The organism is Pseudomonas sp. AC172 (assembly GCF_979258595.1).
In genome coordinates, this window is sequence record NZ_OZ409868.1 from 5,266,619 (window position 1) to 5,283,773 (window position 17,155).

The 17,155-nt window shown below is 60.1% G+C and carries 14 protein-coding genes; 3 read left to right on the top strand and 11 right to left on the bottom strand.

The genetic code is table 11. The features are described from left to right. Window positions 1-29 precede the first annotated feature (29 nt). Window positions 30-1,469 (top strand): cardiolipin synthase, encoded by a 1,440-nt coding sequence (cls, locus tag ACZ0A4_RS23870; protein ID WP_463576567.1) that lies wholly within the window; start codon window positions 30-32, stop codon window positions 1,467-1,469. Window positions 1,470-1,518: 49 nt separating this feature from the next. Here the strand turns inward: cls and cfaB are convergent, their stop codons facing one another. The 8 genes from cfaB to hflK (ACZ0A4_RS23910) form a co-directional block, all read right to left on the bottom strand. Next, entirely contained in the window at window positions 1,519-2,706 is a 1,188-nt protein-coding gene (gene cfaB / locus ACZ0A4_RS23875) for a C17 cyclopropane fatty acid synthase CfaB (RefSeq protein WP_463576568.1), read from the bottom strand. Between the two features lie 85 nt (window positions 2,707-2,791). After that, window positions 2,792-3,580 (bottom strand): HvfC/BufC family peptide modification chaperone, encoded by a 789-nt coding sequence (locus ACZ0A4_RS23880; protein ID WP_463576569.1) that lies wholly within the window; start codon window positions 3,578-3,580, stop codon window positions 2,792-2,794. Continuing rightward, window positions 3,571-4,416 (bottom strand): MNIO family bufferin maturase, encoded by an 846-nt coding sequence (bufB, locus tag ACZ0A4_RS23885; protein ID WP_463576570.1) that lies wholly within the window; start codon window positions 4,414-4,416, stop codon window positions 3,571-3,573. Before bufB ends, ACZ0A4_RS23880 begins: the two co-directional genes overlap by 10 nt. A gap of 65 nt (window positions 4,417-4,481) precedes the next feature. Then, window positions 4,482-4,733, bottom strand: a complete 252-nt coding sequence (bufA2, locus tag ACZ0A4_RS23890; protein WP_141126001.1) for a BufA2 family periplasmic bufferin-type metallophore — start codon at window positions 4,731-4,733, stop codon at window positions 4,482-4,484. A gap of 110 nt (window positions 4,734-4,843) precedes the next feature. Beyond that, window positions 4,844-6,751 (bottom strand): heavy metal translocating P-type ATPase, encoded by a 1,908-nt coding sequence (locus ACZ0A4_RS23895; RefSeq protein WP_463576571.1) that lies wholly within the window; start codon window positions 6,749-6,751, stop codon window positions 4,844-4,846. Continuing rightward, window positions 6,748-7,797, bottom strand: a complete 1,050-nt coding sequence (gene hflK, locus ACZ0A4_RS23900; RefSeq protein WP_463576572.1) for a protease modulator HflK — start codon at window positions 7,795-7,797, stop codon at window positions 6,748-6,750. Before hflK (ACZ0A4_RS23900) ends, ACZ0A4_RS23895 begins: the two co-directional genes overlap by 4 nt. Beyond that, window positions 7,794-8,828 carry a protease modulator HflC gene (gene hflC / locus ACZ0A4_RS23905; protein WP_463576573.1) on the bottom strand — a complete coding sequence of 345 codons (1,035 nt, stop codon included), beginning with the start codon at window positions 8,826-8,828 and terminating at the stop codon, window positions 7,794-7,796. Before hflC ends, hflK (ACZ0A4_RS23900) begins: the two co-directional genes overlap by 4 nt. Further along, window positions 8,825-10,786, bottom strand: coding sequence for a protease modulator HflK (hflK, locus tag ACZ0A4_RS23910; protein WP_463576574.1), 1,962 nt, complete (start codon window positions 10,784-10,786; stop codon window positions 8,825-8,827). The genes hflC and hflK (ACZ0A4_RS23910) overlap by 4 nt, the downstream gene beginning before the upstream one ends. 211 nt (window positions 10,787-10,997) lie before the next feature. Between hflK (ACZ0A4_RS23910) and lpdA the strand changes: the two genes are divergently transcribed. Then, entirely contained in the window at window positions 10,998-12,398 is a 1,401-nt protein-coding gene (gene lpdA / locus ACZ0A4_RS23915) for a dihydrolipoyl dehydrogenase (RefSeq protein ID WP_463576575.1), read from the top strand. 129 nt (window positions 12,399-12,527) lie between these two features. On the opposite strand, the gene ACZ0A4_RS23920 is transcribed toward lpdA, so the two are convergent. Then, window positions 12,528-13,001, bottom strand: a complete 474-nt coding sequence (locus tag ACZ0A4_RS23920) for an Lrp/AsnC family transcriptional regulator (protein WP_141126007.1) — start codon at window positions 12,999-13,001, stop codon at window positions 12,528-12,530. A gap of 144 nt (window positions 13,002-13,145) precedes the next feature. Here ACZ0A4_RS23920 and ACZ0A4_RS23925 point away from each other — a divergent pair, with 144 nt between their 5' ends. Then, window positions 13,146-13,775: a LysE family translocator gene (locus ACZ0A4_RS23925; protein ID WP_463576576.1), complete on the top strand. Its 630-nt coding sequence runs from the start codon at window positions 13,146-13,148 to the stop codon at window positions 13,773-13,775. On the opposite strand, the gene ACZ0A4_RS23930 is transcribed toward ACZ0A4_RS23925, so the two are convergent. Both ACZ0A4_RS23930 and ACZ0A4_RS23935 read right to left on the bottom strand, forming a co-directional pair. Then, window positions 13,772-15,910 (bottom strand): hypothetical protein, encoded by a 2,139-nt coding sequence (locus ACZ0A4_RS23930; protein WP_463576577.1) that lies wholly within the window; start codon window positions 15,908-15,910, stop codon window positions 13,772-13,774. The two genes, ACZ0A4_RS23925 and ACZ0A4_RS23930, sit on opposite strands and share 4 nt — an antisense overlap. Then, a complete protein-coding gene (locus ACZ0A4_RS23935) occupies window positions 15,897-17,081 on the bottom strand; it encodes a DUF3142 domain-containing protein (protein ID WP_463576578.1) in 1,185 nt (394 codons plus the stop codon). Before ACZ0A4_RS23935 ends, ACZ0A4_RS23930 begins: the two co-directional genes overlap by 14 nt. Window positions 17,082-17,155: the final 74 nt, after the last annotated feature.

Consider the following 17,155-nt stretch of genomic DNA (forward strand, 5'->3'; position numbering starts at 1 on the left):
CATTGAATCTTCCGGAGCAAGGCTGCCCCATGGATTATTTTGGACCGCACATTTTCGGTTATCTGATCGCCCTGATACACACCCTCGGCTTGATCGCAGCCGTTCACGCGGTGCTCACCGTACGCACGGCTCAAGGCTCGATCGCCTGGGCATTGTCGCTGATCTTCATTCCCTACCTCACGCTTATTCCGTACCTGGTGTTCGGCCGCAGCACTTTTGATGGTTACATCAAGGCGCGGCGTCAGGCCAACGAACAGATGCGTCAGGCGATCTCCGAACTGAACTGGCGCCCGTGGGTGGAAGAAGCCCTGACCGCGCGCGCCTCGAATGCCTACGCCTCGTTACGCGCGATGCCCAAACTGGGACGTATGCCGTGCCTGGCGAACAATGAAGTGCAATTGCTGATAAACGGCACGGCCACCTTCGAGGCGATTTTCCAGGCCATCGATCAGGCGAAAGAAGCGGTGCTGATCCAGTTTTTCATCATTCACGATGATCGACTCGGCCAACGTCTGCGCGACCTGCTGCTGAAGAAAGCCGCCGAAGGTGTGTCGATCCATCTGCTCTACGACCGCATCGGCAGTCATGCCCTGCCCCACAACTATGTGCAGGCATTGCGCGATGGCGGCGTTGAGGTCAAAGCCTTCGCCACGCGCAGCGGCTGGCTCAATCGCTTTCAGGTCAACTTCCGTAACCACCGCAAGATCGTCGTGGTCGATGGCGTGGTCGGCTTTGTCGGAGGGCATAACGTCGGCGATGAGTACATGGGTGAAAAACCACCGCTGGCACCGTGGCGCGATACCCATGTGAAAGTACGTGGACCGGTGGTCGCATGCATGCAGGAGTCGTTTGCCGAGGACTGGTTCTGGGCTGCGCGTACCCTGCCGCCGCTGATACTGCCGGATGAATACCCGGATGACGGCGTGCTCTGCCAATTGCTCGCCAGCGGCCCTGCTGATGCCTATGAAACCTGCTCGCTGTTTTTTGTTGAAGCGATCCATGCGGCGACCGAACGGGTGTGGATCACCAGCCCGTATTTCATCCCCGATGAGGCGGTATTCGCAGCGTTAAGATTGGCGGTCTTACGCGGTGTCGATGTGCGATTACTGCTGCCGTCGCGTCCCGATCACCGCATCGTTTACGCCGCTTCCAGCCTCTACGCCTTCGAAGCCGTGCGCGCCGGTGTGCGGGTGTTCCGTTACGAACCCGGTTTCCTGCATCAGAAAGTGGTGTTGATCGACAGCGAAATCAGCGCCATTGGCAGTGCCAATCTGGACAACCGTTCGTTCCGCCTGAATTTTGAAGTGATGCTGCTGACCGTCGACAGCGACTTCGCCGCCAGCGTGGAAAGCATGCTTATTGCCGATTTCGAACAAGCCTACGAAGTTGCCAAAGAAGAAAGCCGGGAGATCCACCGCCTGCAACAGGTCGGCATGCGGATCGCCCGGCTGATTTCGCCGATTCTCTAAAAACCCCTCACCCTGACCCTCTCCCAGAGGGAGAGGGGATTATTCAGTGTCAAGGGTTATAGATATCGTCGCGCGTCCATGGCAGTTCATGGCTGCCATCCGGATGCGCCTTCACCGCGAGGATCTGGTGCAAATTGATCCAGCCCCGGGCAAATGCATAAGCACAGCCGGCAAGGTACAGCCGCCAGATGCGCAGCGCCTGATCCGGCACCAGTTTGCCAGCAGCTTCAAGGTTGTCCTCCAGCCGCTCGCTCCAGTGATCCAGCGTACGCGCGTAGTGCAAGCGCAGACTTTCGACGTCGACAATCTCCAGGCCCGCTTCGCTGATCTCGGCCGAGATCATCGCCAGGTGCGGCAACTCGCCGTTGGGGAAGACGTATTTCTCGATGAAATCCCCGGCACCGCGTCCCACCGGTCGGCCATCGGTGTGTTTGGCGGTGATGCCGTGATTCATCACCAGACCGCCCTCCTTCACCGCGCCGAACAGGGTTTTGCAGTACTCGGCGAGATTGGCGTGACCAACGTGCTCGAACATGCCGACGCTGACTACCTTGTCGAAACGCCCGTCCTGCGGCAGATCGCGATAGTCGAGCAACTGCAGTTCGACCTGGTCTTCCAGGCCTTCGGCTTTTACGCGCTCACGCGCCAATTCCAGTTGTTCCTTGCTCAGGGTGATGCCAAAGACTTTGGCACCGAATTCCCGCGCGGCATACCGCGCCAGCCCACCCCAGCCGCAACCGACGTCCAGCAGATAGTCACCCGGCTGCAAACGCAGCTTGCGGCACAGGTGGCGGAATTTGGCTTGTTGCGCCTGTTCGAGGGTTTCGCTGCCCGTTTCGAAATACGCGCAGGAATACGCCATGTCGCTGTCCAGCCATAGCTGGTAGAACGCATTGGACAGGTCGTAGTGGTAGGAAATGGCTTTAGCGTCCGTTTCCTTGTCGTGCACCGAACGTACTGGCTGGCTGTCGTCATCTTCACCGAGCAAAGCGTTGCTCAATTCGTCGCAGACCCGGATGACTTCGCTGATCGAGCCCTCCAGTTCAAGTTTGCCTTCAACGAAAGCCGCTCCGAGCGCATCCAGGCTTGGATGGGTGAACTGGCTGACCATCTGCGGGTCCTTGACCACGATGGTGACGCTGGGCGCCGGCCCCAGATTAAACTCATGGCCATCCCAGAGTCGCAGGCGAAGCGGAAGCTGCAAATTCTGTAAGGCCGGTGGAAGTTGCGCGAGCATGGAAAATCCCCCCTTGTTTCAGACGTCAGATCTGAGGGTAGACCATCCCGGAAAAATAGCAGGCTATCGATTTGATTAGCCTTGACTATCGTTGCAGACGCTCCAGCAAACCTTCCTGAATCCACTGTTTTAGCCAGGTAACGGCTTGAAGTGGCGCGCCCTCACCATAAGTGACTGCCAACTCGGCGCACAGTTCGGCGAAACTCCAGCCTTCGTTGAGCAAGCCATCGAGGGCCGTGGCTTGCGCCGGATCGAGGCTGCGGTAACTGCAGATCAACTGGTTGCGCCAGATCAGACAGGTCTGTGGGATGTCGAGCTCCATGCTGTCAGGGAATTCCGACTCCTCCTTTACCGAACGCCATAGCGAAAGACTGTTGAAGCGGCATTCCAGGCACTGCAGCGATGGCGTTGGCTTCACCCGCAGCTCAGGCCATTCCTCTGGGGCCAGCGTCGCCATTGATTCCAGCGTCAACGGCTGCCCAGCCGGCGCATCGAACGCCAGTGTAAACGCCCATTCAAGCGAGGCCAGTTCGGCAAGTGGCGCGCTTTGTTCCGGCACCAGATGCTCACGGATAAAGCCTTCGAAGCCTTTGCCCAGCCAGCGCAAACTGTAATGCCCTGACGGGTAATGGCGGATGTAAGAACTGGCGAGCCGATCGAATTCGTCGTCACCCATCCAGTGCAAGATCGCTACGAAGTCATTGCGCAAAACTTCGAGCAGACGCGCCTTGTAAGCGTTGTAATAGATCGCCAGTCCCGTGCCGACATCGAGTGTCGGGCCACCGATCAGGCTTTTGCCCAAGCCCGGATTCGCCGTAGCGTCGTCGTCGAGCAGAAACGACTCGAATGCCAGTTGCCATTCTTTCAGGCGCATTGCTGCCTCCCGGCCAGAACCTTGTTACCCAGCTCACGTGCCTTTTGCAGTTCATCGAGCAATTCGTCGAAGGGCGGAAAATGATCGTCACGCTCCAGCAATGTGGCCAAGGGGCCGAAGTGTTCGAGTGTGCGTTGGTAAAGCGCCCAGACCGGATCGCTCACCGGATGGTCGTGGGTGTCGATCACGTAATCGCCGTAATCGCTGTGCCCCGCCAGATGCAGTTGGCGGACTTTATCGACGGGCAGGCTACTGATAAAGGCCCACGGATCGAAGCCATGATTGCGTGAACTGACGTAGACATTGTTCACGTCGAGTAGCACTTCGCAGCCGCTCACGCGACTAAGCAAAGCGAGAAATTCCCACTCAGTGAAATCATCCGAGGCGGCACGGACATAACTGGAGACGTTCTCCAGCACCAGCGGACGCTGCAAAATATCCTGAACCTGCATCACCCGAGCGGCAATGTAATCCAGGCTTTCTTCGGTGTAAGGCAGCGGCAGCAGATCATGTAAATGATGGGCATTGCCACGGCTCCAGCACAAATGGTCGGAGATCCATGCCGGTTTGACCCGTTCGGCCAATTGCTTGAGTTGTTTGAGATAGTCCCGATCGAGGGCATGCGGCCCGCCGATGGACAGGGATACGCCGTGCATCACCAGCGGGTAGCGCTCGGCGATAGCGTCGAGGTAATACAGGGCCTTACCGCCCTGCACCATGAAATTTTCCGAGACCACTTCGAACCAGTCGACGTCTGGCGACTGCTCAAGGATCTGCTGATAATAAGCGCTGCGCAAACCCAGGCCATAACCCAGGAAAGCAATAGAAGCAGACATGCGCGGACTCCTGATAAAAAGTGGCCGCAGTGGCGCCAACCACTGCGGCGACACTTGCCGGTCAGTTATTCGCCGACCTTGCCACCGGCTTTTTCGCATGCCGCTTGAGTCATCGCCTTGAAGCCCTGGCCTTTGCAGGAACCCATGCCTTTGCAGGCGTGGTCTTTGGTCTTGCAGTCGTTCTGACCTTTGCAAGCGTTCACGCCGTAGCAGTGAACATTGGCATCGGCAGCCATCGCGTTTGTGGCAACACCGGCAAACATCGTGGCGGCAGCCAACGCGAGAGCGGCACCGGCAGCAGCGGATTTGATCGTCATTTTTTTATCCTCGGTCATCGTCAGGGGTGTCGGCTGGAAGGTTTGTTCAGTCCCGACATAGCACTAGAGAGAGCCGCCCCAACGGCGTTACAGCGGATCGAAAAATAATTTCAAAGGTCTTTCTTGAGCTTCAGTAGCGGCTCTTGAAAGCGCAGCAACCGCCCGGCATTTCCGAGTACCAGCAAGGTACTGAGGTTATGCAGCAGCGCGGCAATCATCGCCCCTGCTGCACCCAACCAGCCGAATGCGGCAAACACCACAATGGCCAGCGTCCAGCCCAGACCGATGATCACGTTGACCTGCAACGTCCGGCGGCACTGGCGGCTGAGGCGCACGCAGGTGCCGAGTCGGCGCAGGTCGCTGCCAATCAAGACGATGTCCGCCGAGGCCAGCGCAATGTCTGCACCACCGGCGCCCATTGCCACACCGACCACCCCCGCCTTCAGCGCGAGCGAATCATTAATGCCGTCACCGACCACCATCGGCCGGAAACCATTGTCGATTTCCTTGAGCACGCGATTGAGTTTGTCCTCGGGCAAGGCCTGGGCTTCGACCTGATGCAAACCGACCTCTTTGGCCAGCGATTGAGCCACGCTGTGTCGATCTCCCGTGAGCAACAGTTGTCGTCCAAGGCCCAACTCACGCAATTCACTGAGGGCAAATCGGGCTTCCGGTTTGACGCTGTCAGCAAGCAACAGCCAGGCGAGGAATTCACCGTTCAGCGCCAGACCGGCGATGGGGCCGTCATGATCGGGAACCTGGGTCGTGGCAATGCCCAATTGCGCGAACAATTCTGGTCGACCGAGCGCCGCTTCGCCCTGCCCGGTCGTGGCGACTACACCGAGCCCCTGACGCTCGTGAATATCACTCAGTGTTAGATATTGATCCTGACTGACCAACCCTGCGAGTGCACGACTGACAGGATGACTACTCGCCGCGCCGAGGCTGGCGGCAAGCGCCATGACCGCAGACGACTCTGCTTGCGGGCTGTTGATCGCCTGCAAACGCAAGGTGCCGTAAGTCAGCGTCCCTGTCTTGTCGACGACCAGCGATGTCAGGTCAGCCAGTTCTTCGAGAAACGCCGAACTGCGGATAAGAATCCCGTGACGCGCTGCCACCGCGACACCGGCAATCGCCGTCGCCGGAGCAGACAACACCAACGCGCACGGACAAGCTGCGACCAACACCGCGAGCATTGCCTGCGCATCGTTGGTGATAAACCAGGTCACCGCCGCCAGCAACAACACCAGCACCATGTAACTGCCGGCATAACGTTCGAGCAATCGCGTGATCGGTGGCTTCGAGCGCTCGGCGTTCTGCATCAGCGCGATGACTTTGCCGAGGGTCGACTCATCGCCAGTGCGGGTCACTTCTATGCGCAACAAACCGTCGAGATTGATCGCACCGCCGAACACCGTCATGCCCACACCCGCCTCGACTGGCACTGATTCACCGGTAATCGAAGCCGTATCGAGACTGGCTTGACCAGACAAAACCCGACCGTCCGCCGGCACCCGGTCACCTGCTCGCACCTCAACGGTGTCGCCCGCTTTCAACGTGCCGTTGTCCACCTCGATGATCGTGCCGTCGGCCTGAATCTTGCGCGCATGGCTGCGGGTCAATTGGCCTAGGGCGTGAATCGCTTCCTGCGAACCGATGACGCTGCGCTCCTCCAGGACATGACCGAAGATCATGATGATCGGCAGCAATGCCGCCGTCAGCAGATCGCCAGTCGCCCATGCACCGAGCATCGCCAAGGCAATCAGCTGATCGGTGATGCCATGCAGGCTCGGATAACGCAGGCTGTACCACGCCGAACGCATCACCGGCACCGCGACCAACAAAGACGCAACACCCAACAGTAACTGGCTGACCCCGGTTTGCTCCGGGACCCGCCAACGCCAGATCAAACCCAGACCCAGAAGACCCAACGCAAGCATCGCCAAAGTCAGTTGCCGTGCGGCGCGGCGTTGTTCGGCCGAGGACAACAGGCTCGGTGCAGCGGTCGTCGCATTCATTTACTGGCTCCCTGAATGATCAGGCGGGAATCGTCTTTCGGGTCGACCGTTGTGACCGATCCGGCTTGGCCGAGGATCTTTGGCATACGCTCGCGGTAAAGGCGCAGGAGCATTTGCGGGTCGGCACTTTTTGCCAGACTCGTCACCGTGGCAGTATCGGCAGAGGCTTTGGCCAAGCGCTCACCGGCCTGCGCGTGAGCGACTTGCAGTGTGCGGTCGGCCTGTTCGTTGGCGGTCTGTGTGAGTTTCTCGGCGTCGGTACGCGCATTGGCCACGGCTTTTTCGGCCTGCTGACTGGCGGTCAATACCGCGTTAAATGCACTGACCGCAGGATTGGGCAGACTCGATTGCACATCGACCCGTGCCACTTCAATCCCGATGCCCTGCCCGCTTGCCTTCAACTCGGCCAAGCGCTTGTTGATGCCCTGCACCAGGTCACCACGGAGCTTTTCACGACGTTCGGCAGCCTGATTGTCGGTGCCGATCAACTCCGGACGAGCGACCAGAATGGTGTCCAGATCCCTGGCAGCGGTCAGTGCCACGGCGCTACGAGTGACCAATCGATCGAGCGCCGGCAGCACATGATCGGCCTGCAACACGAAGTCGTAAGGGTCAGTGACTTTGTAGAACACCCGCACATCCAGCTGCACGACGCCGGCATCACCGGTCAATAAATAACCAGATCCCGCCAGCGCATCGCTGATTGGTGCGGCAAAGGAAGCGACCCGATCAGCCTTGAGGGCCTCATCGCTGCGCAACAGGTTTTCCACCCGCCGCTCGATCACCCGATCCGCAGCTGGCAATAAAACCACCTGTTCGAACGGCTGAGGCCAAGCCAGCAACAGCCCCGCGTTCTGCACGCGATCCAGTGCACCAAAGTGCAAAACCACAGCACGATTCTGCGGATCGATTTGTCGCACATTGGAAAAAGCCCAAGCCAATGCGGCCAACACTGTCACCGCGTACAGGGCGAGAAATGCCAAACGACCGGCCTGAATCCACGGACTGTTCAGTGAATGTGTTCCACGTGGAACTTCTTCATTCATGGCTGCGATCCGGATTTACTGTCGAGTGTTGGCGGGCCGTCGACCAGCACGCGGAATGGCGCCGCGTCAGTGCGCAAGATCAGTTTGGTGTCCGGTGTGACGATGGTGCCAAGGGTGTCCAGCGAGCGCAGCAAGTTGTAGAGCTGCGGCGAACTGGCGTAAGCACGGCCATAAATCTGCGCCGCTTCGACGCGAGACTGCGCCTCGATTTCTGCTGCTTTCACAGTCGCATCAGCCTGCACGATTCGCGCATCGCGTTCAGCAGCGGAACGGATCTGCGCAGCCTCACGTTTTCCGATCGCCGTACGTTCGGTAGCGATTGTTTCACGCTCGGCGCGCATGCGATCGACCGTAGCGGTGAGTGTTACAGACGGCAAGGTCAAACGCTCAATGCCGACTTGCACAACGCGCACGCCATAGGTGGCGAGCAATTGCTGATCGATCTGCTGACGCAACTGCGCTTCGAATTCAGCGATATGCACCTGACTGGCATCGGTGTTCACCAGGTTCGCCAGATCGAAACTGCTCGCGGTGGTTTCCAACGCCGAACCGACAAATGTACGAATCTGCCGCGCCGCTTCGTCCGGCTGGTTCTGTACCGCGCGCATGAAGCGCTGCACATTGTCTGGATCACCTTGCACCTGCCACGCCACATAGGCCTGCACGATAATGCGTAAACCGTCGCGGGTGCCGACATCCTGCAAGCCGCTGGAGGTGGTGCGCAAACGCAGATCCACCGGGATCGCAGCTTCGAACGGCGCTGGCCAACGCCAGCTCAAACCCGGATCAAGCAGTACCCGCGATGGATTACCGAAGCGGGTAATCACAGTAGCTTCACCCGAGCGCACTTGCACCAGGCTCGCTGCCGCGATGGCAAAGGCCACCAGCAACACTGCCCAGCCCATGCGTCTCCACGGGAAAGGCCCCGCCTCTTCCGGCGCGCCGTGGTGATGGTGATGATGGTGATGTCCGCCGTGGCCATGATCGTGGCCGCTGTGATCATGCGGTTCGTGAGTATGCGACTGGCTCAATGGGCGACTCCTGGTTGAGCAATGGTGCGCGCGGGCGTCGGGTCAGCCGGCAGCGTGAAGGTCCGCAGGTCGATGGTCGGCGCATTGCTGCTGCCACCGAGACGATGATCGAGCACCAGCAATTTGGCTTTACTCAGGCCTTGGCCGAGCTGATCGAAATATTGCTCGAGCACGAAAGCCTGACCGGCACTGGCGTAAGCTTTTTGTTCGGCCGTGAACTTCAGATCCGCCGCCTGCGCGGTGGCACTGGTTTCCCGGGCATTGGCGCTGGCCTGATCGCGAGCAAGGCTGGCCTGCAATTGCGCCTGATTGCTCGCTTCGGCCGCCGCACCACGCTCCCGGGAAATCAACGCCTGGGCGCCGATCTGCGCGGCTTGCACGCTGTGATAGGCATTGGCGGCACCGGCCGGCGGGTGGATGGCTTCGACCACCGTGGCGAGAATTTCCACGCCACTGTTGAGTTGTTGCAGATCACTTTGCACCGCGCGACCGATCTCCTCGCCCAGCCCGACCCGATCTTCACCGAGCAAACCGTCGAGCGTGCGCGAGGCAAAGTCGTGCACCAGGATCCGGCTCGCCGTGCTGCGGATCAGCGTTGGCACATCGGCACTGTTATAGGTAGCGGCCAGCGCGGCCTGATCGGTCAAGCCAATGCGATAGACGAAACGCACGTCCATGTTGACGATCTGAAAGCTCTGTTGAGCGCCATGGCTGCTGGCGATGACTTGCGACTTGTCGTTGACATGGCTGGCGTCCCACAAGCGGTTGGCTGTAATCGGCGCCGGGCCCTCGGCGGGATCAACTTGCAGCGGCGCCGGGTTTTCGCCAACGCTGGTGGCCAATTCGCGCACCACGCCGTTTTCGACGATCAATACTCGGCCCAACGGCCACGGCAAACCTGTGTGCAATCCCGGGCCGAACACCTGCACCGGTTCGCCGAAACGCTCATAAATACCGCGACCCTGTAGGGGGATTTCATGGATACCGGTGAGCAACCAACCCACCGCTGCGACGAGCGCCAGCACTGGCAGAAACGCTCGGCGCATGTAGCTGAACGCCCAGATCTGGCGCAGATCGATGCCAAAGCGGTTGTGCAATTCGTGCTGCAACGCGAGTAAAGGCTGAGGTGGCCAACGCAGCATGTCGGCAACAAAACTGCGCGCCAGCAACGTTGGCTCAAGCTGGTCGCGACGAGGGCTGAAGACTGAAAGAACAGCGCGCAATAGCAACTCGATCGCGACCAATCCCGGCAAGATACCCATCAGTACAGAAACGCGAACTGGCCAAACGGCATTCTCGCCAGCGAACAACAAACACAGCGCGCCGAGCACCAGACTGATGATCGCCACGCGCGTCAGTTGCGCCAACGCGCCTGCTCCCGGCCATTGCGCCGGGTTTTCCTGAGCCAGTTGTCGCTCCAGCACCAACAAGCCGAACGCCAGCAGCAACGCCAACGCTGCGCCCACAGTGGCAGACAATCCAACGGCTGCGGCGGGCAGCGCCAGGCTCCATACCTGTTCGATGCTCAGTGCCACCAACAACGCCCAGCCACCTAACCACAGCGTCGCTGCACCGATCTGGCCAAGCACATGCAAACCACGCTGGCTGAGGCGATCCAGCAGGCGCTCGTACCACCCATCCGGCGCAGAGAACTCCTCATCGACGTTCGGCGCCAGCACAACAGGATTTATCACCCGCGCGCGCCATTGAGTCACCCACCACGCTGATTGCAACCCGGCGACCAACACCAGCAGCGCCGCGCTCTGATTAACCAGCAGCGGTAGCCACAATGATTGCGGCGCGAACAGCCCGACAAAAAACGCCATCACCCAGCCAGCCCCGGCCAATGAGCCGAGGCCCAAAGCCCAGCGCCGCAGACGTCTGCCCTGCGTGGCCGCCTGCTGAAAACGCGGCAGTGCGGTCACTTGCGTGCCTTCCACCTCCAGATCAACTTGCATATCACCCCAATATCATTGGCTCGCGGTTCATATCGTTACGATATAACGGAAAACGTGAAATATTCGTACACAATTACGCGTATTCAAAGATGCCCAACCTGTCGCTTGCCTGAAGCCTTGACCGAAATGCCTGGAAACGCACATATTACGTTCGTAATTTTTATTCAGAACTACTTTTAGCGATCCGCATTCATCCATCAGGAGCCAGTGCATGAGCAACTATGACCTAGTGATTCTGGGCGGCGGCCCCGGCGGCTATAACGCGGCGATCCGCGCGGGGCAGTTGGGCCTCAAGGCCGCCTGCGTGGAAGGTCGTGCGACCCTTGGCGGCACCTGCCTGAACGTCGGTTGCATGCCATCCAAAGCGTTGTTGCATGCTTCAGAGCTGTACGAGGCGGCGACGGGTGCGGAATTCGCCAACCTCGGCATCGAAGTCAAACCGACGCTGAACCTCGCGCAAATGATGAAACAGAAAGACGAGAGCGTGGTCGGCCTGACCAAAGGCATCGAGTTTCTCTTTCGCAAGAACAAGGTCGACTGGATCAAGGGCTGGGGCCACATCGACGGCCCGGGCAAGGTCACGGTGACCGACGATCAGGGCGGCAAAGTCGAACTGACCGCCAAGGACATCATCATCGCCACCGGTTCCGAGCCCACTCCACTTCCCGGCGTCGAGATCGACAACAAACGTATCCTTGATTCGACCGGTGCGCTTTCCCTCAGTGAAGTACCCAAACACTTGGTCGTGATCGGCGCCGGCGTCATCGGCCTTGAACTGGGCTCGGTATGGCGGCGCCTGGGCGCGCAGGTCACCGTGGTCGAATACCTCGACCGCATCTGCCCCGGCGTCGATGGCGAGGCCGGCAAGACCCTGCAACGCTCACTGAGCAAACAGGGCATTGCGTTCAAGTTGAGCTCGAAAGTCACCGGCGCCACCTCTTCCGCCAATGGTGTGCAACTCAGCGTCGAGCCGGCCGCTGGCGGTACGGCCGAGTTGCTTGAAGCCGATTACGTGCTGGTCGCTATAGGTCGTCGCCCGTACACCCAAGGCCTCGGTCTGGAAAACGTCGGTCTGAGCACGGACAAGCGCGGCATGCTCGCCAACAGACAGCACCGCACCGAAGCCGCCGGGGTCTGGGTGATTGGCGACGTGACCTCCGGGCCGATGCTCGCGCACAAGGCTGAAGATGAAGCGATGGCGTGCGTCGAGCAGATCCATGGCAAGGCTGGCGAGGTCAACTACGACTTGATCCCCAACGTCATCTACACCAGACCGGAGCTGGCCAGCGTCGGCAAGACAGAAGAGCAACTCAAGACCGAGGGCCGTGCCTACAAGGTCGGCAAGTTTCCCTTCACCGCCAATAGCCGGGCGAAGATCAACCATGAGACCGAGGGTTTCGCCAAAGTCCTCGCTGATGAACGCACCGATGAAGTCCTCGGCGTACACCTGGTCGGCCCGAGCGTGAGTGAAATGATTGGCGAGTTTTGTGTGGCAATGGAGTTCAGCGCGTCGGCTGAGGACATTGCGTTGACGTGCCATCCGCATCCAACGCGGTCGGAGGCGTTGCGTCAGGCGGCGATGAATGTCGAGGGGATGGCGACGCAGATGTAGGCTTCTGAAATCTTTATTGACCGGACTGCCGCTTTCGCGAGCAAGCTCGCTCCCACATTTGACCGTGATACGCCTGAAAGAGCGCGGTCACTGTGGGAGCGAGCTTGCTCGCGAAGGATGCGACTCGGTCTATAGAGGAAGATGTCCGAGCGGCAACGCCCCCGGCGTCTTCACCGTATGAATCGCAAAATTGCTGCGAATGTCACTCACCCCCGGCAGCTTCAGCAGGCATCCGCTGAGAAAACGGTCGTACGCACGCAAATCCGGCACCACCACTTGCAGCAGAAAGTCCGATTCTCCCGACACCAGAAACGCCGAGATCACTTCCGGCAACGCCGTCACTGCGGTGTAAAACGCCTCGGCCTGTTCATCGTTGTGGCGCTCGACCTTGACCCCCACAAACACCGTCAGTCCCAGCCCGACTTCATCGCGATCGAGATTGGCCTGATAGCCGCGAATCACCCCGGCCTCTTCCAGCATCCGCACCCGGCGCAGACACGGCGAGGCCGACAGGCCGATTTCATCCGCCAGCTCGACATTGCTCAGACGCCCGTTACGTTGCAGGGCCGCGAGAATCTTGCGATCAAAGGCGTCAAGTTTCATGTTTGGCAGATCCTGATAGTTGTTACATCGAAAGCCAGCAGGTTATGCCAAAACAGCAGGCTTTTGAAGCGGACTACGCAAGCACCTACCTCACCTTTCGGCCCTAGACTTGGCTCACCGAATCGACAACGAAAGGGGTGTAGCGTGGCGAGTCTCTGGCTGTTTTTCCTGGCGTTGGCGGTGGTCTATCTGCTGCCCGGCCCGGATATGATCCTGCTTTTGCAAACCGGTGCCCGGCAAGGCCGCGGCGCGGCGCTGGCCACCGCAGTCGGCCTAGGCGTTGCCCGTGGTTGTCACGTGGCGCTGGCGGCATTGGGGCTGGCCGCGCTGTTCAGAGCCGCGCCGTGGACATTCGAGGTGGTGCGATTGGCGGGGGCAGCGTACCTGTTGTGGATCGGCGTTCAATGCCTGCGCAGCACCCTGCTGCCGAACCTGAATGCTGGCGAGCCTGGCGATTCCCGCGGGCAATGGCGCGAAGCGATCCGCCGCGGATTGCTGACTAACCTTCTCAATCCCAAAGCGTTGTTGTTCTGTTCGGTGCTGCTGCCGCAATTCATCGTCAATGATGGTGCGCCGGTGTTAAGCCAGTTTGCCGTGCTGGGCATGCTGCTGGTCGGCGTTGGCCTGCTGTTCGACAGTGCTTACGCCTTGACCGGCGCAGCGCTGGGTCGTTGGCTGCAACACAGTCCAACGGCCCAACGCTTACAACAATGGCTGTTCGGCAGTCTGTTGATCGGTTTTGCCGTACGCCTGACCTTCGTCCAGCAGGCTTAGCTTTTGCGGGCCTTGCGCTGGCGACGGCTGATCAAGAGCAAGGCAGCGGCGGAGACCAGCACACCGGCACCGATCTGCACCGGCCACTTGTACGGCCTCAGCGACGAGCGCACAGCATCGGTGACTTGGGTAACGTAACGCTTGTCGGCGTTTTCGAAATCCGGGTACGGGCACTGATTGCCGAAGTCCACCGCCCACGGTACGAAGGGGCCTTCCTTGATGTAACGCTGATACAGCGCACTCTGATCTTCCAGGCTGCTGTTCCAGCCGGCAGCGTTGCACAGCACAGCCGCAAACGCCTGACTGGTATGCGGCAGGTTGTCAGCGGCGCGCCCGGCAAGCTCGGTCGCGACGAAACGGTAGTGATAGCGCTGATCCGGCTTCGCTGCACTGGCGCCCTGCCGTTGCACTTCGGCCTCGCTCACTAGCGGACCGACTTTCAACTCAACACTTTCCAGGCTGTAGTTGCCACCGAACGTGGCGTAGTCCGGCGCCATCTCGTAACCGAGAATGTCCATGCCCCACTCGCGAGCTGTCCACGCGGCGTTGTACAGCGCACTCGCACGTTTGGTCGGCCACCACGCGGCATCGGCCTTCAGCCGTTGTTCGCCGTAAAGTCGGGCCTTGTTTTGCAGGTCGGGATTATCGAAATAAGCGACCGCATCGGCGTAATGCCCTTCGCGCAGCAAACGCCGGCCGAGCAGATTGCGCAGGCTCGCGGCGACCGGCAACGGTACGTAGTTGTCACGCTCCTGCTGAGTCAACGCGGGCGGAGCCGGGACGTTTTCGTCGACGTATTTTTTCAGCTCATCGACCGTCAGCACACGCTCGGCCACGGTCGCGGCATCGAACCAATAGACACTGTTGCTGCGATACAACTGCACGAACGCTTGCAGATATTCGCCGCGCTGCAAGGCGAGAATCGCACTTTCGCCCTCGACCCGACACTTCGGCTGAACAGTTTCAAACGCCCAGTCCGGCGTACGCCGATAACCCCAGTCTTCGCTCTGCGGGAAAGCTTGCGCGGCTTTCGAATAGGCTGCGGCGGCGGTATTTTTATCACCGTCACGCACCGCCAGTTTCGCCCGCAGCCACCACGCCAGCCCGCCGTCACCGGCGTTCTCGAGGAAAGCCTTGGCGCCGGCGTAATCGCCTTGTTGATAACTCATCGCCGCCAGACGATCCGCGTTTTCCAGACTGCCACGGGTGCTGTTTTGCAGCAGCTTGACCAGTTTCTTTTCGTTCGGCGGCTCGTCGCCAAACGACCAGCCTTGACGGCTCACCAGCGATGCCGTGACCAATTGCTGCACGGCTTTGTGCTGCAGCAACCCGGCGAGCTCGGCCTCGGGCAACTGCGCCAGTTCATTCATCAATTGCTTGAGCGAGGTGTAACCCACGGCCGAGCCGTGCAGGTTCTGCGCTTCATACAATTCAATGGCGCCGTTCCAGTCGCCAGCCGTGCGCAATGCCCGCGCCTCTTCACCGAGGCTGGCAACGCCCAACTCCAGCGGATCGCTAAAACCGTCGATGCTCATCTGCCGGGCCTGCCGGAATGCATCACGCGATCGCTCCAGCGCCACGACTGAATCCCCGGCCCCACTGCTCATGGCGAACAAGGTACGCCCGAGAGAATACGCCGCCCACGTACTGCGCAACGGACGCTGCGCCGCCGGCAACGCCAGCAGCTTGTCGAAATACGCGACGGCGAGTTGATGATCGCCCGTGGCAAACGCCACCGCACCCGCCACATACAAGCGGATTTCCGCCGGCAGACTGGCCCCTTGCACCTCGACCTGACGCGCATCGGTCAGGCCGCGCAGTTGTTTGACCAACGCTTGCTGCTCGGCGCTCAGTCCAACCTGCTCGGCTTTCTCCCGTGCCTCGACGGCCGCATTTTCTTCACCGTACATATCGTTCGGATTGTGCGTTGCAGCGGTGACGTTCTTCAGCCCGGCGATGGCTTTGCCGAGGCGACTGAGTTCGAAGTTGAAGTTGCCCTCAGGCAGATCCGCCAGGGTCTGCCCGCGATTGTCGAGCAGGCGCATCGGGAAATCCGGTCCGCAGGCCAGCACCGAACCGAGTGGCAAACAGAGGCTCAGGCAGAGCAGATGGCGGGGCCAGTTACGGGTCAACATGCGAACCTCCTTGATCAATATTGGCGCAACGCGCCCAACCGATAGCGCGTTGGCCGCCCGCCGGCAAACGGCCGTCGCGCAGGCGGGTGAAGGTAAGCAGATCCGGGCTTTGTTGCAATGAGTAACCGGCGAGCGCATCGGCGCCTTCACAGCTTTGTGCCTTCAGCGTGATCCGCGCTGGCCAGGCACTGTCGAGGTTGCCCGGGTTGTCGAGTTTGATGTCGTAGAGACCGCTGTGTTCGCTGAACATCATACCGAGCTGACTGCTGAGTTGATCACCCCGGGCCACCGCACGCAGGGTGGTCAGACTCCAGGCGCGACGATCATTGACCAGCGGCAGGCGAAACCAGATCAATCCGGCCAGATGCGCCGGCGGGTCTTCGCGCAAGGCCTGACCGAGCTGGCTCAGTTGCAGCGGATCAGCCAGCAGCTCCCGGCGCTGCCCACCCCGCTCAAGTTGCACTTCGCTTTCCACCACCGGCGCCCCGCCATCATCGGGCAACAGCGCAACGCCGTATGCCGGCAGCGCCAGATAGAACGGTTTGTCAGTGACACGCGCCCAGGCCTTGGCCCATTTCAACGCCTGATCAGGATCGAACAAACCGCGGCGCGGATCGCTGACGGCGTGCACTTGCAGCACGCTGCTGTCGACGGTTTGCAGGAGTGTTGGCAATTGCGCACTGCCGAGCCAGGCCGGCAGTGCCGTGATGCTCAAAGGCAGATTCGTCGGTAAGGCCGAGCGCAGATGTCTGAGAAATTCAGCGTACGCCGGCAACCGCGCATTACCCGCGTCGTGGTCGATTTCGACACCGCTCAACGTAAGGCCTTGCGTTTGCCAATCGGCAAGCACCTGCAGAATCTGCACAGTGACCTGATCCTGATCCAGCGACTTGAGCTGGCCGTCGAGACGAATCACCGCAATCAACGGACGACCATCGGCTTTCAATAATTGCGCATCGATCCGCGCCCGGTTCCATCGCGCATTGGGAAAGGCCTGCAGCGCCAGCACGCGCAGCGTCGAGAAGTCATCGCGGCTGTCACGCAGCGACGCCGCGTGGGCCGGCGTCCATTGGCGTTGCCAGACGTAGAGTTGTTGCTCGAGGGGTGGCGCGTCCTGCGGCTTGCAAGCAGACAGCACCATCAAAGCCAACAGACCGACAATAAACCGCATACCTTCCAGATCCCAGACACCACCAGGCTGCAAGGTTACACAAATCCATGTGCGAGCGAGCCTGCTCGCGAAGG